This window comes from Anaerotruncus sp. 80 (assembly GCF_009936115.1).
Classification (GTDB): domain Bacteria; phylum Bacillota; class Clostridia; order Peptostreptococcales; family Anaerovoracaceae; genus Senimuribacter; species Senimuribacter intestinalis.
Genome location: NZ_QWES01000045.1, coordinates 1 through 18176, shown reverse-complemented (window position 1 = coordinate 18176; position 18176 = coordinate 1). Strand labels below are relative to the sequence as shown.

The window sequence follows — 18176 nt, the reverse complement described above, 5'->3', positions numbered from 1 at the left end:
CTTTTTTGATATTTTACTATAGGACGCTAAAGTTTTTCCGACTATCTGGCTGCATTTCTTTCTGCCGCCGCCATTTTTTCTAAAAAAGCTTTTCTACATGGCACTTTCTCATAGGTCCGCGCCATGTATACAGAAATCAAGCCCAAAATTGGCGCGGGGCAAATTATGGGCATATCTTGATTCTTTTTCTATTAGATTAACTGCTTAAAGAGGGTGTTGACCGAAAGATTGAGAAATCCCGGCCTTTCACCCATTAGAGCCCGACCATGGCGAGCAAACAAAAAAAGAACCAGAAAACAGGTCTTCCCGCTCTGATTCTTCTCTCCTTGCTCTACTAGGCAGTTCCTATCTCGTCGATGCATGCAGCAGATTCTTCTTCAGTTAAGGCATAATACCGCTTCAGTTTCTCTATAATCTGCTCTTTGCTCTTGCCCTCTTCCAAATTATCTGCGATTAAGATTCGAATTGCTTCTTTCGTGACCTCTTCAGTGACTTCTTTCGTGACTTCTTTTGTGACCTCTTTTGTGACCTCTTTTGTGACCTCTTCGGTGACACTCCTGGTGACCTCTTTTGTCACTCGCTCTGTAGTCTCTTTAGTCGCTTTCTCTGCGGCCTCAGCTGCTGCTTTAGCTGCTGCTATCTCCGCCGCCTCCTCTGCTCTGATTTCTATGAATTCTTCCATGGTTATACTCCGCCATGCCATCTTTTCCACCTCCGCACTATGGTTTCTCAAAAAATCCGCCAAGATGTTTTCTTTGAGGCAGCGCTCTATGGCAGCATCTACTGCTTCTTTTCTGTCCTTTCCTTCTGCAAGACCTTCTTTCACATATCGGACAAGAATTCCATATTCTCTCAGCTTTGCACTTCGCTGCAGGACAGGGTTTCTTCTCGCTTCCTCCTCTTCTCCCTCATTGTACACCACTTTGATGACCTTTACTACTAATTCTATGGAATTTTCTTTAGGTTCTCCCATGAAGCTGGATGATAATCTCAGTTCGTCCACGTCCCATGGCTCGCTTCCCGTGTAGATAACAAAAAACTGCGGCGTCGGAATTTTCACCTGCCCTTGCTTAAATAGTTCTCTGCTGTCCAGCAATATTGTGATATTATTAGCCAAATATCGAAGCATACGCAGGGGAATATTCGCAGATATAGTGCTCTGCTGTTCTCCAAACACTAGATATGCAACTGCAATTTCATAGCTCAGGTCGTTTTTAATTCCATGGTAGATAACATCATCCAGGGTCATAAAACGAATCTCAGTATCGGGACCGTAGTCGGTTCCTTCCAGTGCATTAAAAAGTTCAATGGCGTTTTCTTTATCTGAAAACAGCATGCGAAAGATGCTGTCCTGATAGGTTCTCTTGGGTTCTGCCGCTGACTTCCACTTATTTTCTGTCATATCCTTCCTCCTTTATTTTGATTTGTAATTTTTTTGCTGTGATTCCATTATATCCCAACTCTCACAGCCACACAACATGTTTTGCCTAAAAAGTCAAAAATTGGAAATGCTCAATTCAATATTCCCACAAAAAACGCACCCGGGCAGATGTCCGCTCATCTGCCCGGGTGCGCTACTGCCACCAGCATTTTATTTTAAATATTTATCAAACCAGTCTCTCATCTCTTCCAGCCTGCGCACTCTGTGCTTCGGCTTTCCAGTTCTGCTCATACCGTGATGCTCGCCCTTAAAGCCGACTACCTTTGAGGGAACTCCGAAATAAGTCAAAGCTGCGTGCATTTGCAGCGCATTATCGACAGTGCACCTGTAGTCGTCCATGCCGTGAATCCAAAGGGTTGGCGTCTTAATATTCGGCGCATATTTCAGAGGAGATGAATCCCACAAAAAATCCAAATTCCCCCATGGCGTCGTCTCATAAGTATCCAGCGCAAAGGATACCCCGATATCCGACATACCAAAATCGCTGATATTGTTGGCTGAACTCCTGTCGGAAATCGCCGCCTTAAACAGATCAGTATGACCGATAATCCAGTTGGTCATAATCCCTCCGTAAGAGCCGCCGGTTACACCGAGACGAGTTTCATCCACCCAAGGCAAGCTCTTTGCCGCATAACGGGCAAAGCCCACCAAATCCTCATAGTCGATGGTGCCGTAGCGCATACGAATATCGCCAAAGTCACCGCCACGTCCCTCAGAACCAGTAGGATTGCAATAAATTACGCCGTATCCCAGCGCTGCAAAATACTGCATGTCCAGGTTAAACACTTCTCCATAAGCCACCTGCGGACCGCCGTGAATAAACAGCACCGTCGGATACTTCTTTCCTTCCTCAAATCCTGCCGGTTTCAAATACCAGCCCTGTAGCTCCACACCTTCGCCGTTGACATAAGGCAGATACTCCACAGAAGCATATTCGTATGCCTCCTCCAAATGAGTATTTTCAGAAGACAGACAACGCTCCACGCCGCCGCAGGCTTTGCCCGAAAGATCCTGTACATAAAGTTCCGTGCCTCCAAGACCTCGTACGGCAATCGTGTAGATTTTCTCGCCTACGATTTCGTAGTCCAAAAGCTTGCCCTTTTCCTTTATCACCGCAACAGGAAGTTCCTCCTCGTCCGCCCAGTAGAAGAGTCTGGAGGACTCCTTATCCAAAGCGATAAAGTAAGTTCCGCCGCTGACCCTGGTCAGCTTGTTCAGATAACCGCTTTTGTAAATAACGTCACAGACCACGCTGTCATAAATGTGATAATCGCCCAGCGAATTTTTTCGCAGATAGCTTCCATCCCTCAAATTCAGCAAATCAATATATTCGTCCTGATACTCCCCGTGAAGCTTTCGATCGTTTCGGCAGACGAAAATTTCATCATCGGATAGAGTATCCACATACGTGTACACATAAGTGTCCGACTCATCCAGCGCCGTCACTGCTTTGCTCTGTATATCATAGCGATACAGCCTGCCCGTGGTATTCTGCACGCCGCCGGAAGCCATGCCGAAGTAAACCACATATTGACTGCGCCATCCTTTCATCCCCGTTACAGAAAGACTGTCCGGTGAAATCTGCGTCAGCTCGCCATTCTCCCACAAAAACATCCTGCCCCTTGCACCATCGCAATAACCCACGCCGTTGTACCAAAACGGCACTTCCTCTGCGATAAAGTAGTCCGATTCCTCTGCTTTTATCTCCGCAAAACGCTGCAAATCACCGGCAGCTTTTTTCATATAGTCATCTTCGTGAAGAGAATCATCGCAAAGCAGCACATATCTATTCTCGTCGATTTTATAAAAATCCAGTATATTTTTGTAAACTTTCATAAGCAAGGTACGCCTGCCGGTTGCAGGATTCAGACGGTAAAAGCAGGTCAGCGGCACACCTTTGTCCGCAAGGGCAATATCCTCTTCAGCAAGGAGCGCCGTAAAGATAATTTCTTCTCCATCCCAGCGGTACAGATCAAACTCCACATCATCAAGCACCTTGCGGGACTTCTCCATCTCCGTGTCCAAAAGCCACAAATCCGTCCCGTATCCGTTTCCGACCGTCTTTGATTTAGTATACAAAATTTTCGTTTCTTTTCTCTCAAATCCGCATAGATTCGTAAACTCCGCAAAAAAATCTGCGCCAATCTTCTTTTTCATCATCAAGGTTTCTCCTTTCACGTCCTATCCAATTAACAAACCGCCAACCACATTGACAGCAAAGGCGACAATCCATGCCACCATGCACTGCAGCACTACAATAGCAAATGCCCATTTGCCGCCCAGTTCCTTGCGCACAGCTCCGATTGCTGCAACACACGGCGTATAAAGCAGCGTAAATACCAGAAATACTACAGCAGTCAGCGGAGTAAACATAGTCGTAAGCCCATCCACGCCACTGCCAAGCAGCACCGTCATGGTGCTGACTACACTTTCCTTCGCCGTAAATCCTGTAATCAGCGCCGTAGAAACCCTCCAATCTCCAAAGCCCAGCGGTGCAAAAATCGGCGCAATAAAGCCGCCGACCATGGCAAGCAGGCTGTCATGAGAACTGCTGACCACATTGAGATGACTGTCAAAAGTCTGCAGGAACCAAATAATCAGTGTAGCCACAAAAATCACCGTAAAAGCTCTTGTTATGAAGTCCTTCGCTTTGTCCCAAATCAGTCTTCCTACGCTTTTCAGTCCCGGAAAACGATAGTTGGGCAGTTCCATCACAAAAGGCACTGGCTCGCCTTTAAACTTGGTATTTCCCAAAATCAGCGCATAGAGCACTGCCACGATAATGCCAGTAAAGTACATCAATGTCATAACCACCGCCCCGTGTTTCGGAAAAAAGGCTGCCGTCAGAAGTCCATAAATAGGCAGCTTTGCAGAGCAGCTCATAAACGGCGTCAGCATGATGGTCATTTTGCGGTCTCTCTCAGAAGGCAGAGTCCGGGTCGCCATGATGGCAGGCACCGTGCAGCCAAATCCGATAATCATCGGTACAAAGCTTCTGCCCGAAAGCCCCAGCTTTCGCAGAATTTTGTCCATAACAAAGGCGACACGTGCCATATATCCGCTATCTTCCAAAAAGGACAGGAAGAAAAACAACGTTACGATAGTCGGCAAGAAACTGAGCACACTTCCCACGCCTGCAAAAGCGCCGTCAATCACCAGAGAATGAATGACCGGGTTAATATCAGCTGCCGTTAAAGCCTGATCCGCCAAGTCAGTCAGCCAGCCGATTCCTGATTCCATCAAATCAGAAAGCCATGCGCCGATTACGCCGAAGGTCAGCCAAAAAATCAGAGCCATAATACCGATAAAGCTGGGAATCGCTGTGAACTTTCCGGTAAGCAGTCTGTCTATAGACTGACTGCGCATATGTTCACGGCTCTCTCTTGGCTTCACTACAGTTGCCTTACAGACTTTGTCAATAAATGTAAATCGCATATTAGCAAGGGCCGCATTTCTGTCTATGCCGCTTTCTTTCTCCAGCTGCAAAATAATATGCTCTAAAAGTTCCTGTTCATTCTGATCCAGTTCCAGCTTTTCCAGAATCAGCCTGTCACCTTCAACCAGTTTGCCGGCTGCAAAGCGAACAGGAATCCCCTTTGCCTTTGCATGGTCTTCAATAAGGTGCATGATAGAGTGGAGACATCGGTGGAGCGCACCTCCGTCTTCACCCTCAGCATCGCAGAAATCCATTCTGCCCGGGCATTCCTGAAATTTTGCCACATGGAGCGCATGGTCGATGAGTTCCTCGATACCTTCGTTTCTTGAAGCAGAAATCGGAATCACCGGAATACCCAGCGCTGCTTCCAACTCGTTAATCTTGATGGTCCCACCGTTAGCATGCACTTCATCCATCATGTTCAGCGCCAAAACCATCGGAATGTCCAGCTCAATCAGCTGCAGGGTTAAATACATATTCCGCTCAATATTAGTCGCGTCTACAATGTTGATAATTCCCTTTGGCTTATCGTTTAAGAAAAATTCTCTGGTTACAATTTCTTCGCTGGTATAGGGAGACATGGAGTAAATGCCCGGAAGATCTGTTACCAGCGTGTTGCTCATTTTGCCAATTTGCCCGTCCTTTCGATCAACGGTCACACCGGGAAAATTTCCCACGTGCTGGTTGGAGCCGGTCAGTCTATTGAACAGAGTCGTCTTGCCGCAGTTCTGATTTCCTGCAAGTCCGAAGGTCAGGATTTCGCTTTCTGAAAGCGCTGCGCCCTTAGGCGAAGTATGGTATTTTCCCATTTCCCCAAGTCCCGGGTGCTCAACTTTGTCAACAACCAGCGCACTGCCTGCGTCCTCTTCTCCATCGGCCGCCGGTTCAACCTGAATTTCCTTTGCATCGGAAAGTCTTAAAGTGAGCTCATAGCCCCAAATCCGATACTCGATTGGATCGCCCATAGGCGCTGCTTTTATGTATGTAATGGTCTTGCCCGGAATCAGTCCCATGTCGAGAAAATGCTGCCGCAGGGAGCCGCTTCCTCCCACGGATAGAATCCTGGCTTTTTCACCTTTTTTCAGTTGGTCTAAGGTCATATATATGACTTCCTTTCTACTCTTTTCTATCGTTATAGAATCATTTTACCATCTGGAAAAGTTAGAGTCAACTAACAAGTACATATGATCAATACGATTCGGCACTGAGCACCGCACTGTGTGCCATACTTCATTTGCACGCCACATTAAAATACTTTCTTTGTAATTTATGGCGGGCACAACTCAGAATCCGCCACATTCGTAAGCTTTTTTACTTTAAATGGCGAGCGCACTCCGCTGCGTGCCAGATTTGACAGCTTTAATACTGCAACATGGCACACAGCAGCGACTTCTTCAAACAAAACCACCCCTCCTGCAATAAAAATCCCTCTTTTATGCTCATACCCCGCACAAATATCAACACTGTGCGCCAGTTCTTCTTAAAACAGTTCAAAACATGGCGTTTTCCAACAAGCCCACGCCATAATTTCAAAAAATCCTTTTTAATAAGGCGCTAGCGCCATTCCCTGCACAAAAAAACCGGGGCAGATATTTCCGCTCCGGTTTATTATATTCTAATTTATTATGCTTCTTTTACTCTTACGTTCACTGCCCTCACTCTCTGGCTGTCTCTCGGATCAGGCTCTACATCGTAGCTAACCTTCTGTCCTTCTACCAGATTTCTGTAACCCTCTCCTTCAATTGATGAGAAATGCACAAACACATCTGCCCCGCCATTGTCGTCCTGGATAAAGCCAAAACCCTTGTCTGCATTAAACCATTTTACTGTACCGTCATACATATTCAGTACCTCCCTTTCTGTCTTTTGTACTCCATCGAATTCTTCCTTCTTAAAGGAAAGGCCCACATCTTGTGAATCATCAAAAAGTAACTCACAAAATGGGGCCAGTGCAAATTCTCTATTGATTACACCATCATCATAGCACAAAATGCAGTGAAAAGAAAGCTTTTTGTTAGAGTATTAGCAAAATTGCGTAGAAATTTTTTCTATACCAGAAGGCTAACACCGGAGATTAGCAGCAGCACATAGGTCAGCCGCAAGAAAACCTGCTGACTCATCTTCTTAGCTAAGCGATTGCCAATATAAACGCCGATTAAAAGCGCCGGAACACTCCAGGCAGTAGTCGTCAGTGTGAAAGCTGTCATCAAACCAGCGCCGGTCTGCTTGATAATCAAATAGATATCCAGCGCTACCCAAATCATCGATAAGGTCGTTCGGAAATTCTGCTTGTCAGGCAGCTTTTTCACTGCATAAATAATCAAAAGCGGTCCTCCGGATACGAACATACCGTGAATAACTCCCGCCAAAAGCAGAATCACATTCAGCGCAGGCTCCGGCAAATTGTACTCTTTCTTCTGAAAAAGACCGGACAGCGCAATGAGAATGACAAAAGCAGCAAAGATTTGCAGCAGCACTTCTGTCTGCAAATACTGATAAATCACTTCCCCTGCGAAAAGTCCTATAAACATCAGAATCAGAATCTTAAAAAACTCTTTCCAGACGATGTCTTTATAACCCCGCACTGCGATCAGCAGTCCTGCCAAAAGAGCAAGAATCGTCAGAGACGGTTTTGCCACATCTATTCCATACAGCAAAATTACAAAAGGCATCGCCAGTACCGTTCCAGCAAAACCAGTAATACCTTGAATCAAATTCGTCGAAAAAATAACCAGTAAAAATAGCGTCAGTTCCATATCATCATTGTCTCCCTTCCGGAATCTATTTTACAATTCTTCTTTGTAAATTAAAAGCAAATTTTGTGCCAACCTTTTGTCGGCAACCTCCCCCTCCGTCCTGCCTTTAAACTTGGCACATTCGTTGCATAATAAGTATGGCAGTTGATCAACTCGTTATTTCTGTATTGAAAGTAGAAAGGAGAGCTACCATGGATTCACTAGGTATTTTATCTTTGATTCCACCATTGCTGGCCATCGGGCTTGCAATCTATACAAAAGACGTTATCATTTCTTTAGTTATCGCTGTTATCATAGCTGCCATTATGGCGTGCGGCGGGAATCCTTATGAGGCTGGTATCACCCTCTTACAGGACTGGGTATTCCCAAATGTTGCAGATTCCACCAATGCACAGTCCATGGTCATGTTAGTCGTAGTAGGCGGATTTACCGAACTGATTACACAGTCCGGCAGCGGACTTGCATTTACCAACGTCGTAACCAGAGGTTTAAATAGCCGTTCAAAATGCGAAACTGCTATGTGGCTCAGCGGCTTATTTATCTGGTTTACAGACCTTGGAAACTCCCTCATTATCGGACCGATTTTCGAAAAGGTCGGAGATAAAGTCAAGGTTTCCAGAGAAAAATTCGCATACATTTTGGACTGCACCACTTCTCCAATCTGCGCACTGGTGCCAATCGTAGGTTTCGGTATCTACATCATGGGATTGATTGACGTAGAAATAGAAGCTGCAGGTATTTCAGGCAGTGGCTGGGATCTGTTCCTCTCATCTGCGCCATTTAACTTCTACACAGTATTGACACTGATCATGTGCGGATTTATGGCAATCACACAACTGGACTTTGGCCCTATGCTGAAAGCACAGAACAGAGCTAAGTTTGAAGGCAAAATTCTCAAAGAGGGCTCCACGCCGATGAGAAAAACACAGCAAATTGTGCTGCCGGAAGGTGTAACACCTAAGATGAGCACAATGCTGGCGCCAATTGCAGTGCTTCTGATAGTCATCTTCGTTGAAATGTTCCGCCACGGCTTCCCATTTGAGCCAATTGACGGAACCGTTACACGTACAGCAATCATGTGGGGTTTCCTGCTGGCTACAGTACTGCTTGTTATCCTTTGCATCAGAACAAAGGTAATGAACTTCAAAGAATGTATGGGAACCATGCAAAAAGGCTGGGAAGGTATGATGTACATGCTGGTGGTTCTGACGCTTGCATGGGCTCTTGGAAGCGGCTGCAAAGCCATCGGTACAGCTGCTTATCTGGTGCAGGTTACCAGCGGATTCTTAAATCCGGCTCTGCTTCCGGTTCTTCTATTTATCATCGGTGCAGTCATGTCTCTGGCTACCGGTACTTCCTGGGGAACTATGGCAATTCTCATGCCGATTGCCTTCCCAATGGCACTGGCAATGGGCGTTCCGCTCCCGCTTACAATCGGCGCCGTTGTCAGCGGCGGTCTCTTTGGTGACCACATTTCACCAATTTCCGATACCACCATTATGGCGTCCATGGGAGCAGCCTGCGACCATATCGATCACTTCGAAACCCAGACACCGTATGGGTTCGTATGTGCAATTGTTTCTGCGATCGGCTTCTTGATCAGCGGTTTTATGAACAGCTGGAGCGTACTTCTGATCTCTGCAGTTATTCTGTTTGTGCTGATTTTCGTACTTCACAGAGTCGATACGAAACGATTTGGCACACCGGAAAAAAACGCATAATTCAATATATGATTTCGAAAAGCCGCAGTGATTTGTATACTGCGGCTTTTTGTTGACAATTGCAGATTCAATCGGTTACTATTTTAAGTAAGAAACATTGAAAGGGAGATTCATCATGTTAAGACGCTATGCAGAGCAAATTCTCAATGTATTCAACTATATAGACGCCATTATCGTCACAAACAGCAGTGGAATCATCGAATACTATGTCAATCGCAGACCTCATCTGAACCGGCTGCGTGAGGAAGATATCAGAGGTATGCACATTCTAGAGCTTTATCCCGATTTGACAGAGGAAACCAGCAGCATCTGCCGGGTTCTGCGCAGTGGGCAGCCGATTTACAACGAATATCAATCCATGCGAGCCATCAAGACCGGTCAGGTTTTTAACGGTATTAATACCACCATTCCCATCAAACACAACGATGAGGTCATCGGCGTTGCCGAGGTGACCCGCTGGGCTGACGACGACCTGCAGCGCAAAGACATTCCGCTTTCTCTAAAACAAACCCAGGAAAAGAACGAAAAATCCATGCGGCTGTATACCGTCGATGATATCATCACTTGTGCACCGCAGATGAAAGAAATCAAAGAGCGAGTTAAACGTATTGCCGAAACCGATTCTTCCGTCCTAATCTACGGGCAGACTGGTACGGGAAAAGAACTGATCGCCCAGTCCATTCATACTGCCGGAAAACGGAGTTCCAAACGCTTTGTTTCTCAAAACTGCGCCGCTATTCCGGAAACCCTGTTGGAAAGTATCCTGTTCGGCACTACGAAAGGCAGCTATACTGGTGCAGAAAATCGTCCCGGGCTCTTTGAGGTCGCCAACGGCGGTACGCTATTTCTGGACGAAATCAATTCTATGGAACTAGGGATGCAGGCAAAGCTTTTGAAAGTCATCGAAGAAAAGAAAGTGACCAGAATCGGCAGCACGCAACCGATTCCCATTGACGTCAAAGTCGTCTCCGCCGTCAATGAGCCGCCAGAGAACTGTGTCAGCGCCAAGAAACTGCGAGAAGACCTTTTCTACAGACTCAGCGTGGTGCGTCTTGATATTCCGCCGCTTTCTGCCCGTCCCGGCGATGTAAAGCTGCTGACACGCTATTTCCTTGATTATTTCAATGCCAGAATGGACAGAGACGTTATGGACGTTTCCGAAGAAGTCGAACAGCTTTTCCAAAACTATACGTGGCCAGGCAATGTGCGGGAAATGAAAAATATCATCGAGGGCGCTTATAATCTGATTTCTTCCCGCATTATTCAGATGCAGGATTTACCGGGATATCTGACGCGCAGCGATACCAAGACGCCTTTGCAAGCCTTTTACGGCGCAAAACTTCCTGAGGGGAAATCCCTTGCTGAGATGACCGCCGCCTTTGAAAAAGAAATTATTACGCATACTCTTGCGGGGGCAAAATCCCTTTCAGAAGCTGCCAGAACCCTCCGTATCACCAAACAGGGACTCAGCTACAAGATGCTAAAATACGATATTCAATTTAAAGAGTAACAAAACAAACGTCAAAAAATTTTGACCCAATCGTCAGGATTTTTTGACGTTTTTGCAATGAAAATTCCTATAATTATAGAATCTTTTGACGATATATACACTGCCAAAAAAAAATTTTTCTTTTTTTCGCATTTATCACCAAACCTCAGATACCTTCAGCAAACAAACTGCATTGTGCCTATATTGGCATGAATATTGCTTTTATTATAAAGCAGTGAAGACAAATAAAAGGAGGAAAACTATGAGCAAATTTATAGATATTGATGCGATTCCCGGCGAACGCTGGTTTCCAAAAGAAACAGGATTTGAAGAAGACCTGCCGCTGTACTGGGGAGACTTTGGTGTAGCATCTGAAGTAGATACCCTGCGCGCAGTTTTGATGCGTCGTCCGGGTAAAGAAATAGAAAACTTTAATGCTGCTGAGGTTCGCTTTTCTGATGAACCCATCGATGTAGAATTAATGCGTGCACAGCATGACGCACTCGCAGATATCTACCGCGACCACGGCGTAAAAGTCTACTATGTAGAAGAACAACGCGAAGATCGTCCTAATGCAATTTTCTGCCGCGACCTGGTTTTTATGACGCCGGAGGGTGCAATTTTAACAAGACCGGGTATGGCAGCCCGCCGCGGTGAAGAGCGTTACATCGCAAAAGCATTATCCGACATCGGCGTACCTATTATCAAGACTGTCAGCGGCGACGGTATGTTTGAAGGCGCGAATGCCATGTGGGTTGACCGCCACAATTGTGTCGTTTCTACTGGAAGCCGCTGTAACCAAAGCGGCTATGAGCAGGTGAAGCATGAGCTGGAACGCATGGGCGTTACTGTTTGGCATATGCAGCAGCCTTACAGCAATATTCACATTGATGGTCTGATGAATCCTGCCAGCAACGATGTGATCATGCTCCATGCAGCACAAGTGCCTTACGATATCGTAGACATGCTGAAAAAGAAAGGTTACAAGATTCTGGAAGTTCCATCAAGAACGGAAGTCCGCGAAAACTTCTGCTGCAATTTCGTAGCCCTGGAGCCGGGTCTTATCGTTATGCCGGAGGGCAGCCCTCGTGCACAAGAGCTGCTTGAAGCCAACGGCATCAAAGTTATCACAGTAAACGTTTCCGAAATCATTAAAGGACGCGGCGCTCTCCACTGCATCACCGCATTCTTAAAGAGAGGATAACCATCGCTAAAAAGCAAGCCCCATGCCGGCGTTTCCCCCAAAGCGCCAGACAAAGCGCTTGCTTTTTCTTTATTTTAATGGTTTTCATCTGAAAACTGGTCTATCAACATAATACTTTAACCTAAAACGGATATTTTCAAAAAAAGTGTATAAGAAGATGAGCGATTCTTAACCGAGAATTGAAAAATACTAAAAAAATGTATAAACGCAATCGAAAAAATATACTAAAGGGTTGCCCTTGCAACCCTTTACCGTTGCTATTTTGCTGATATGTTGCATTTTGCGTAAGATTTTTGCAGAACTATTTGCCTTCTTGCATAAGACGCAAGATATGTGAAATCTTAAGATCAGCTTTTTATACACTTTTTTTCAAAAATCGCAATATAGGTTAAGGTTTTCTTCTTTTCCAAATTTTCCGCGCATTTACTATGAGGTGACGACTTAAGTAACAAGGAATATGTCTGCATCTTCGCTCTAACCTTACTCATCTGCTTCATCCTTTTGATACCACTGTGCCTGCGCATGGTACATTTCTGCATAATATCCGTCTTTTTCCATCAGGCTGTCGTGGGTTCCATCTTCCACCAGCTTTCCTTCGCAGAAAACCAGAATCCGATCCACCATATGAGTAATTCCAAGGCGATGGGAAATTAGCAAGGTCGTCTTTCCTGCAGTCATCTTTGCAAAATTCCTATATAGCTCCGCCTCTGCCAGCGGATCCAGTGCTGCAGTCGGCTCATCTAGAATCATAAGCTTTGTATCTCTTCTATACAAAGCTCTTGCCAGAGCGACTCGCTGCCACTGCCCACCAGACAGGTTATTTCCAGTCTTGCTGAACTGACCAATCTCTTCATCAAGCCCACCAGGCTGTCTGTCAACCAGTTCCTTGATATTCGCTTCCTGAAGAAGTCGCTCTAATGATTCCTCATCTATCTTCGTATTCATTTCTGAAGCTTCAATATTTTCCCGAAGGGTTCCTTCGTAGTGGCAAAAATCCTGAAATACAGCGGCAGTAGATTTTCGTATTTTGCTAATTTGTGATTCATCTAACGGCGTACCATTTACCGCAATTTCTCCCTGCTGCGGCGTATAGAACCCCATCACCAAATTGATAAAAGTGCTCTTGCCGCTTCCATTTTCACCGACAATTGCTACTGTCTCTCCCGCCTTAATCTTTACAGACAGGTCGTCAATCACCTTTCTGTTTGACCCCGGATAAGAAAAAGTCACTTTATCAAATGTAATGGAAACCTCTTCAAAACCACGATCGGCGCTGTTCTTATCCTCCGCACCAAGCTCCTGCAAATCAAAAAAATCTTTCATATAAGAAATATTCTGTCCAAACTCCATTAAAGATACAAGCAGGCTGCCAAGTAGGCTTTGCAAACGCCCCGATAAGGTCAACACCAGCACAAAAACGCCGATGCCATCCTCCGGATGCAGATATATCTGCTTTCCCACCAGAATTAAAATCACAATATAGACTGCATTGCGGAGAATGTCTGCCGCCATGTTATACTTCACATGCTTCCTCGTCAAACTTTCCTTTTTTTCGATGTATTCCTCTGCAGTCTTTTTCCATTCCGCTTTCAGGTAAGGATACGCCTTAAAATGCCTGATATCCTTCATCGCTTCCGCACGCACACAGGTCAAGTACTGCATAATAGCGCTATCGCCTTCCAGCATCCATTTTGTTCTAAAATGATAGGTCGCATCGCTTTGCAGATAGGACAGTACCGCCGCAGGAATACAGGTCAAAAATACCGCCGCTACAATCACGCCGCTGACGCGAAAAAGTTCCAAAGATACGCTTGCAATTGCAATCACTCTCTGCACGTTAAGAATTAAATCCTGCATGCTCCTTGCCGTGTACTCGCCTGCGTATTCCTCAACAAAGGACAGCTTTTGCCGGAAGCCGTCATTATTTTCGATATAGCGAAATTTCACATTACATTTGCATTCCATGATTGTGTGTGCCACAAATCGTTCCGTTCTGGTCGTATCTATGCGCAGCATGTGCTCGCTCAGACAATCAAACAAAGCCTGCACAACGAAAAGCACAATCAGCATTGTAAAAAGAAACATAATTTCGCTTTCAAGATATCCGGGTGAATTTCCGCTAACCGCCTGATACAGCTGGTTTGTCAGCTGTTCTAAATACCTTGCGCTTATAACCGGAAGAAAGGCTGCAAACCACCCAAGCACATTGACTAAAATTGAATCCCAGCCCTTCACTCGGATACTGAGCTGCAATGCCTTTTTTACGACACAGATATTATCGCTTAATGAAAGTCTGTCTTTCTTATTCTCCATCTCGGTTACTCTCCTTATGATACCATGCCGCCTGCTGCTGATACATCACAGCATATAACCCCTTTTGTTTCATCAGCATCTCGTGAGTTCCGTCTTCTACAATTCTGCCTTTGTCTAACACAAGAATCCGGTCCGCCAGCTGGGCAAATCCAATTCGATGACTGATTAGAATTGCCGTATTGCCTTCCAGATTTTCTTTAATCTGCTGAAACTGCTTCAACTCTGCAATAGGGTCAAGCGCTGAGGCCGGCTCATCTAAAATCAAAATATCATGTGTCCCCATACAGGCTCTTGCAATCCCGACTTTCTGTCGCTCTCCACCGGATAATTCCACCCCGTCAGGATAGACTTCTTTACGAAGAAGGGTATCCATCTGCTGCGGCAGCCTTTCCACCATCTTCTCCGCACCACCTTTTACAATGGCTTCTCGCACCATTTCCCGATTTTCTATATGCGCGATATTCCCCATGCCGACATTTTCCCTCACCGTTTTATGTAAAATATAGAAATCCTGAAAAAAGGTGCCAATGGTACCCGTATGAAAAACCCGTCCTCTGGTCGGAGGATAAATTCCCATCAACACCTGTACTAGTGTGGACTTTCCGCTGCCGTTTTCTCCAACAAGAGCTACAATTTCCCCTTTAGGAATTTTCAGGTTGATATCATGAAGCACCTGTCTGTCATTTTTATATGCAAAGCACAGATTTTCTGCAGCAATTGCAATCTCCGGTTCTGTAGACTCTTCTGCAGGGATTGCATCCTTCTTGCTGCGCGCAACCTCTTCTTCCACCATATCCATAAATGCTTTCTGCCGTTTCAAAGCAAAAATTCCTCTGTGCATATTGATGGACCCCTTTGAAATTACAGCTACATATCCCCCAAGGCTTCCGCAAAGCGTAAACAGCATGATAAATTCTTCCACAGTAATGTTTCCCTTGAAAATACCCCACAGACAAAATAGTAGAATACCTCCCATGAACAGATACAGAAACACATTGCTCAGGATTTCCGCTTTTCCAATGCTCCTGTTATAAATAAGTTCCGCCTGCTCCACCTCATCGTAGTATTTATCGAACTGATCCAGCATTCGCTTCTGGCTTTCGTATACTCTGATTTCCTTCGCCACATTAGGCTGCATAGGAATCAGCTTAATCTCCCGAAGACGCCGCTCTGCAGGTGCGTAACTTCTCTCAAACTCCTCCAGCTTCTTTGTCATACAATGATTCAAATATAATAAAACCGCCAAATAGCACAATATGAACAGCGCAACAAACGGAGATACGCTGGCAGCAGTCACCAGCAGCGCCAGTATACCGCAGCCCTTTCCTAAAAGCTCGCAGGCCGCACTGGTTACATCTGTCAGTGCACCTGCACGCCGAATCACCGCATTATACTCATCATTGATTTCCTTCTGAAGCAGCATGTCCATGGGCATTTTCTGAAAAAAATCCATCAAAAGTTCCTGCAGACCCAGATAATATGAGTCATACATGCGAAAATACAGAAAACCGCTGTTGATTCTGGCAGATAAACCGCTTATAGTCAGCACCGCCCCATAGAAAATAATATACGGCAACACATCAGAAAAAACGCCCGTACCCGTATCTAAAAAGGCGGCAATGACAGCCAATATCTTTTTATTCAGAAGCAGTGCTATAGCTGGCAGAACACAAAGCAGCCCATTTAGGGTAAGCCAGAATGCAACAGTTCCCCTGTCGATAGAAAACACCAAATTTATAATCCACTGATATAGCTTTCGTTTAGAAGTACTCTTCATACTCTGTTCCTCTTTTGTCATAAGGTTATTTTCGTTATTGATAAAACTGCGCCTGCATATCGAATAATTCTCGATACAACTTATGCGCCGCATATAATTCGTCGTGGGATCCGTATTCTACAATTTCCCCGCCCACAAAAACAGCGATTTTATCACAGAATTTGCTGCTGGATAAGCGATGAGAGATAAAAATTGTCGTCTTATCCTTACTCATCTCGTTGAAACTCTGATACATTTCGTATTCTGCTCTCGGGTCTAGTGCAGCCGTTGGTTCATCCAGAATCACGACAGGCGTATTCTTAAATAAAGCTCTCGCTAAAGCGATTTTCTGTCCTTCACCGCCCGAAGGCTCGAATCCATCTTCTTCAAAGTTCTTGTAAACATTGGTGTAAATCCCTTTAGGAAGTTTCTCCAGCTTATCGCCGAAACCGCTGCGCCGCAGACAATCAACAATTTCTGCATCATCACACTCCTGATTGAAGCAGATATTTTCCTTCAAGGTGAATGAAAACAATCTGAAATCCTGAAAAACCGCTGCCATTAGACCTTGATATGCATCATAGTCAATCTCTTTTACATCAATTCCATTCAGAAAAATCCTTCCTTCTGTCGGCTCATATAGCCTGGTTAATAGCTTTACGAAAGTTGTTTTTCCCGCTCCATTTTCACCGACAACGGAAAGCTTTTCAGCTGGAGAAATGGTGATGTTTACATTTTTAAGCGCATATGTGCTTGCTCCGGGATATTTAAAAGACACGTTTTCAAACTGAATCGTGTATTCTGATGCACTATCATCAAGAGATTCCTTTCCAGTTCTCATTTTCTGAGGCATATTTACATATCTATCCAATTCTTCATAGTATATTCCAAACCGTCTAATGCCAATAATACTAGACATAACATCGTTCATTGCTGCTGAAAACTGTGATACCGCACCTAAATACATCGTAAATGAACCTATTTGAATGTGTTGATTTAACACCTTAGCAATCAGATATCCGTAAGTAATCCCATCTCGAATCAAAGAGGTAAAGGCAGTAAAATATTGAGATTTATTCATCACCCGCACCTGTCTTTTATAAAACTTTTCGGATTCTCCCAGGCATTTCGAGATTTTGCTGATCAGAAAATCCTTTAGATTATAAATTCTTTCTTCTTTCCCATACTCAAAATTTTCAATGGCATTTAAAAGATACATCGTTCTGCGCTCTATCGGCGCTTTCTCCATATCCCATGAAACATATTTCTTTTGTACGCGAGATTCCACCAAACTATTTAACAGAACTAGCAGGACAAAAATAAATACAATTCCGGCATTCAACGTGCTAAGTACAGCAATCAGTCCGGCAAAGACAAAAACTTTACCCACGATGTTAAATGCGTAATCTAAGACCATACCAAATCCATCTCCATCTGCATATAAAATTTTATGGGCTTTTTCTTTGATGTCCAAGAATTCCGGATTTTCTAGAGATTCAAAATCGCAAGTGACTAGTTTTTCTGCCATCATACACTGAAAAGAATTAAGTACTTTGCTCTTAGATGTAAACATAGCGCCACGCAAAAATGAAAGTAGCGCCATTCCTACAAAATTAGTCAATACGAGAATGCCCACATATAAAAATAAGCAGTCCAGTCGCTGCTGGCCTGTCAATTCATCAATAATATATTTGGGCATGATGACACTGATCAATGGCACCAATGCCGTTACCAACTGAAATGATGCAGCATAAAAGACATATTTTTTATTATATTTCCAAATTAGTTTCAACAGAAACCGAAAGCTCTTAAACATTTCCGTCCTCCTTGCTAAATTCTATCCATCGAACTTCCATTCATGATAAGAGGAACATAGCGAAAACCAATACTTCCACTATTATCTTTTTCAAAAAATAAACCTCAAAATTCTCGTTTACTACTATTACGTGAATTTGGAGGTTTGGTCACATATTTTTTTAAAAATTATTATTTGCCAAAATAAATTCTGCGTATCACTGGAATTTCAAATGGCAAAGACTTACATAGAATTTACTCTGACA

Annotated in this window: 12 protein-coding genes; 3 read left to right on the top strand and 9 right to left on the bottom strand. The window is 44.5% G+C overall.

Annotation, left to right across the window (positions count from 1 at the left end; translation table 11 throughout):
• Positions 1 to 334: 334 nt before the first annotated feature.
• From D1155_RS15065 to D1155_RS15045, 6 genes are all read right to left on the bottom strand, one after another.
• The gene (locus D1155_RS15065) at positions 335 to 1402 is read right to left on the bottom strand and encodes a hypothetical protein (protein ID WP_160203235.1); all 1068 of its coding nucleotides are present in this window, start codon (positions 1400 to 1402) and stop codon (positions 335 to 337) included.
• A 189-nt stretch (positions 1403 to 1591) separates the two neighbouring features.
• Positions 1592 to 3601, bottom strand: a complete 2010-nt coding sequence (locus D1155_RS15060; RefSeq protein ID WP_160203234.1) for a S9 family peptidase — start codon at positions 3599 to 3601, stop codon at positions 1592 to 1594.
• A 21-nt stretch (positions 3602 to 3622) separates the two neighbouring features.
• A complete protein-coding gene (gene feoB, locus D1155_RS15055; RefSeq protein WP_160203233.1) occupies positions 3623 to 5977 on the bottom strand; it encodes a ferrous iron transport protein B in 2355 nt (784 codons plus the stop codon).
• A gap of 167 nt (positions 5978 to 6144) precedes the next feature.
• Positions 6145 to 6279, bottom strand: a complete 135-nt coding sequence (locus D1155_RS16055) for a hypothetical protein (protein WP_279261939.1) — start codon at positions 6277 to 6279, stop codon at positions 6145 to 6147.
• 221 nt (positions 6280 to 6500) lie between these two features.
• Positions 6501 to 6719 (bottom strand): cold-shock protein, encoded by a 219-nt coding sequence (locus D1155_RS15050; RefSeq protein ID WP_160203232.1) that lies wholly within the window; start codon positions 6717 to 6719, stop codon positions 6501 to 6503.
• A gap of 206 nt (positions 6720 to 6925) precedes the next feature.
• Positions 6926 to 7633, bottom strand: coding sequence for a sulfite exporter TauE/SafE family protein (locus tag D1155_RS15045; protein ID WP_160203231.1), 708 nt, complete (start codon positions 7631 to 7633; stop codon positions 6926 to 6928).
• Positions 7634 to 7824: 191 nt separating this feature from the next.
• Between D1155_RS15045 and D1155_RS15040 the strand changes: the two genes are divergently transcribed.
• The 3 genes from D1155_RS15040 (at position 7825) to D1155_RS15030 (ending at position 12047) form a co-directional block, all read left to right on the top strand.
• The gene (locus tag D1155_RS15040; RefSeq protein ID WP_160203230.1) at positions 7825 to 9354 is read left to right on the top strand and encodes a Na+/H+ antiporter NhaC family protein; all 1530 of its coding nucleotides are present in this window, start codon (positions 7825 to 7827) and stop codon (positions 9352 to 9354) included.
• A gap of 115 nt (positions 9355 to 9469) precedes the next feature.
• Positions 9470 to 10864 carry a sigma 54-interacting transcriptional regulator gene (locus D1155_RS15035; RefSeq protein WP_160203229.1) on the top strand — a complete coding sequence of 465 codons (1395 nt, stop codon included), beginning with the start codon at positions 9470 to 9472 and terminating at the stop codon, positions 10862 to 10864.
• A gap of 241 nt (positions 10865 to 11105) precedes the next feature.
• Positions 11106 to 12047: an arginine deiminase family protein gene (locus D1155_RS15030; protein WP_160203228.1), complete on the top strand. Its 942-nt coding sequence runs from the start codon at positions 11106 to 11108 to the stop codon at positions 12045 to 12047.
• Between the two features lie 480 nt (positions 12048 to 12527).
• On the opposite strand, the gene D1155_RS15025 is transcribed toward D1155_RS15030, so the two are convergent.
• The 3 genes from D1155_RS15025 to D1155_RS15015 are packed head-to-tail and all read right to left on the bottom strand — an operon-like array spanning position 12528 to position 17932.
• Complete coding sequence (locus tag D1155_RS15025; RefSeq protein ID WP_160203227.1) at positions 12528 to 14360, bottom strand: ABC transporter ATP-binding protein; 1833 nt, start codon at positions 14358 to 14360, stop codon at positions 12528 to 12530.
• On the bottom strand, positions 14350 to 16137 hold the full coding sequence (locus D1155_RS15020; protein ID WP_160203226.1) for an ABC transporter ATP-binding protein: 1788 nt from the start codon (positions 16135 to 16137) through the stop codon (positions 14350 to 14352). The genes D1155_RS15025 and D1155_RS15020 overlap by 11 nt, the downstream gene beginning before the upstream one ends.
• Before the next feature lie 34 nt (positions 16138 to 16171).
• On the bottom strand, positions 16172 to 17932 hold the full coding sequence (locus D1155_RS15015) for an ABC transporter ATP-binding protein (RefSeq protein WP_160203225.1): 1761 nt from the start codon (positions 17930 to 17932) through the stop codon (positions 16172 to 16174).
• Between the last annotated feature and the right edge of the window lie 244 nt (positions 17933 to 18176).

What these genes read in the sequence shown, in the direction of transcription:
- D1155_RS15065 (WP_160203235.1), bottom strand. Translation starts at nt 1,402, where the DNA reads ATGACAGAAAATAAGTGGAAGTCAGCGGCAGAACCCAAGAGAACCTAT.
- D1155_RS15060 (WP_160203234.1), bottom strand. Translation starts at nt 3,601, where the DNA reads ATGATGAAAAAGAAGATTGGCGCAGATTTTTTTGCGGAGTTTACGAAT.
- feoB (WP_160203233.1), bottom strand. Translation starts at nt 5,977, where the DNA reads ATGACCTTAGACCAACTGAAAAAAGGTGAAAAAGCCAGGATTCTATCC.
- D1155_RS15050 (WP_160203232.1), bottom strand. Translation starts at nt 6,719, where the DNA reads ATGTATGACGGTACAGTAAAATGGTTTAATGCAGACAAGGGTTTTGGC.
- D1155_RS15045 (WP_160203231.1), bottom strand. Translation starts at nt 7,633, where the DNA reads ATGGAACTGACGCTATTTTTACTGGTTATTTTTTCGACGAATTTGATT.
- D1155_RS15040 (WP_160203230.1), top strand. Translation starts at nt 7,825, where the DNA reads ATGGATTCACTAGGTATTTTATCTTTGATTCCACCATTGCTGGCCATC.
- D1155_RS15035 (WP_160203229.1), top strand. Translation starts at nt 9,470, where the DNA reads ATGTTAAGACGCTATGCAGAGCAAATTCTCAATGTATTCAACTATATA.
- D1155_RS15030 (WP_160203228.1), top strand. Translation starts at nt 11,106, where the DNA reads ATGAGCAAATTTATAGATATTGATGCGATTCCCGGCGAACGCTGGTTT.
- D1155_RS15025 (WP_160203227.1), bottom strand. Translation starts at nt 14,360, where the DNA reads ATGGAGAATAAGAAAGACAGACTTTCATTAAGCGATAATATCTGTGTC.
- D1155_RS15020 (WP_160203226.1), bottom strand. Translation starts at nt 16,137, where the DNA reads ATGAAGAGTACTTCTAAACGAAAGCTATATCAGTGGATTATAAATTTG.
- D1155_RS15015 (WP_160203225.1), bottom strand. Translation starts at nt 17,932, where the DNA reads ATGTTTAAGAGCTTTCGGTTTCTGTTGAAACTAATTTGGAAATATAAT.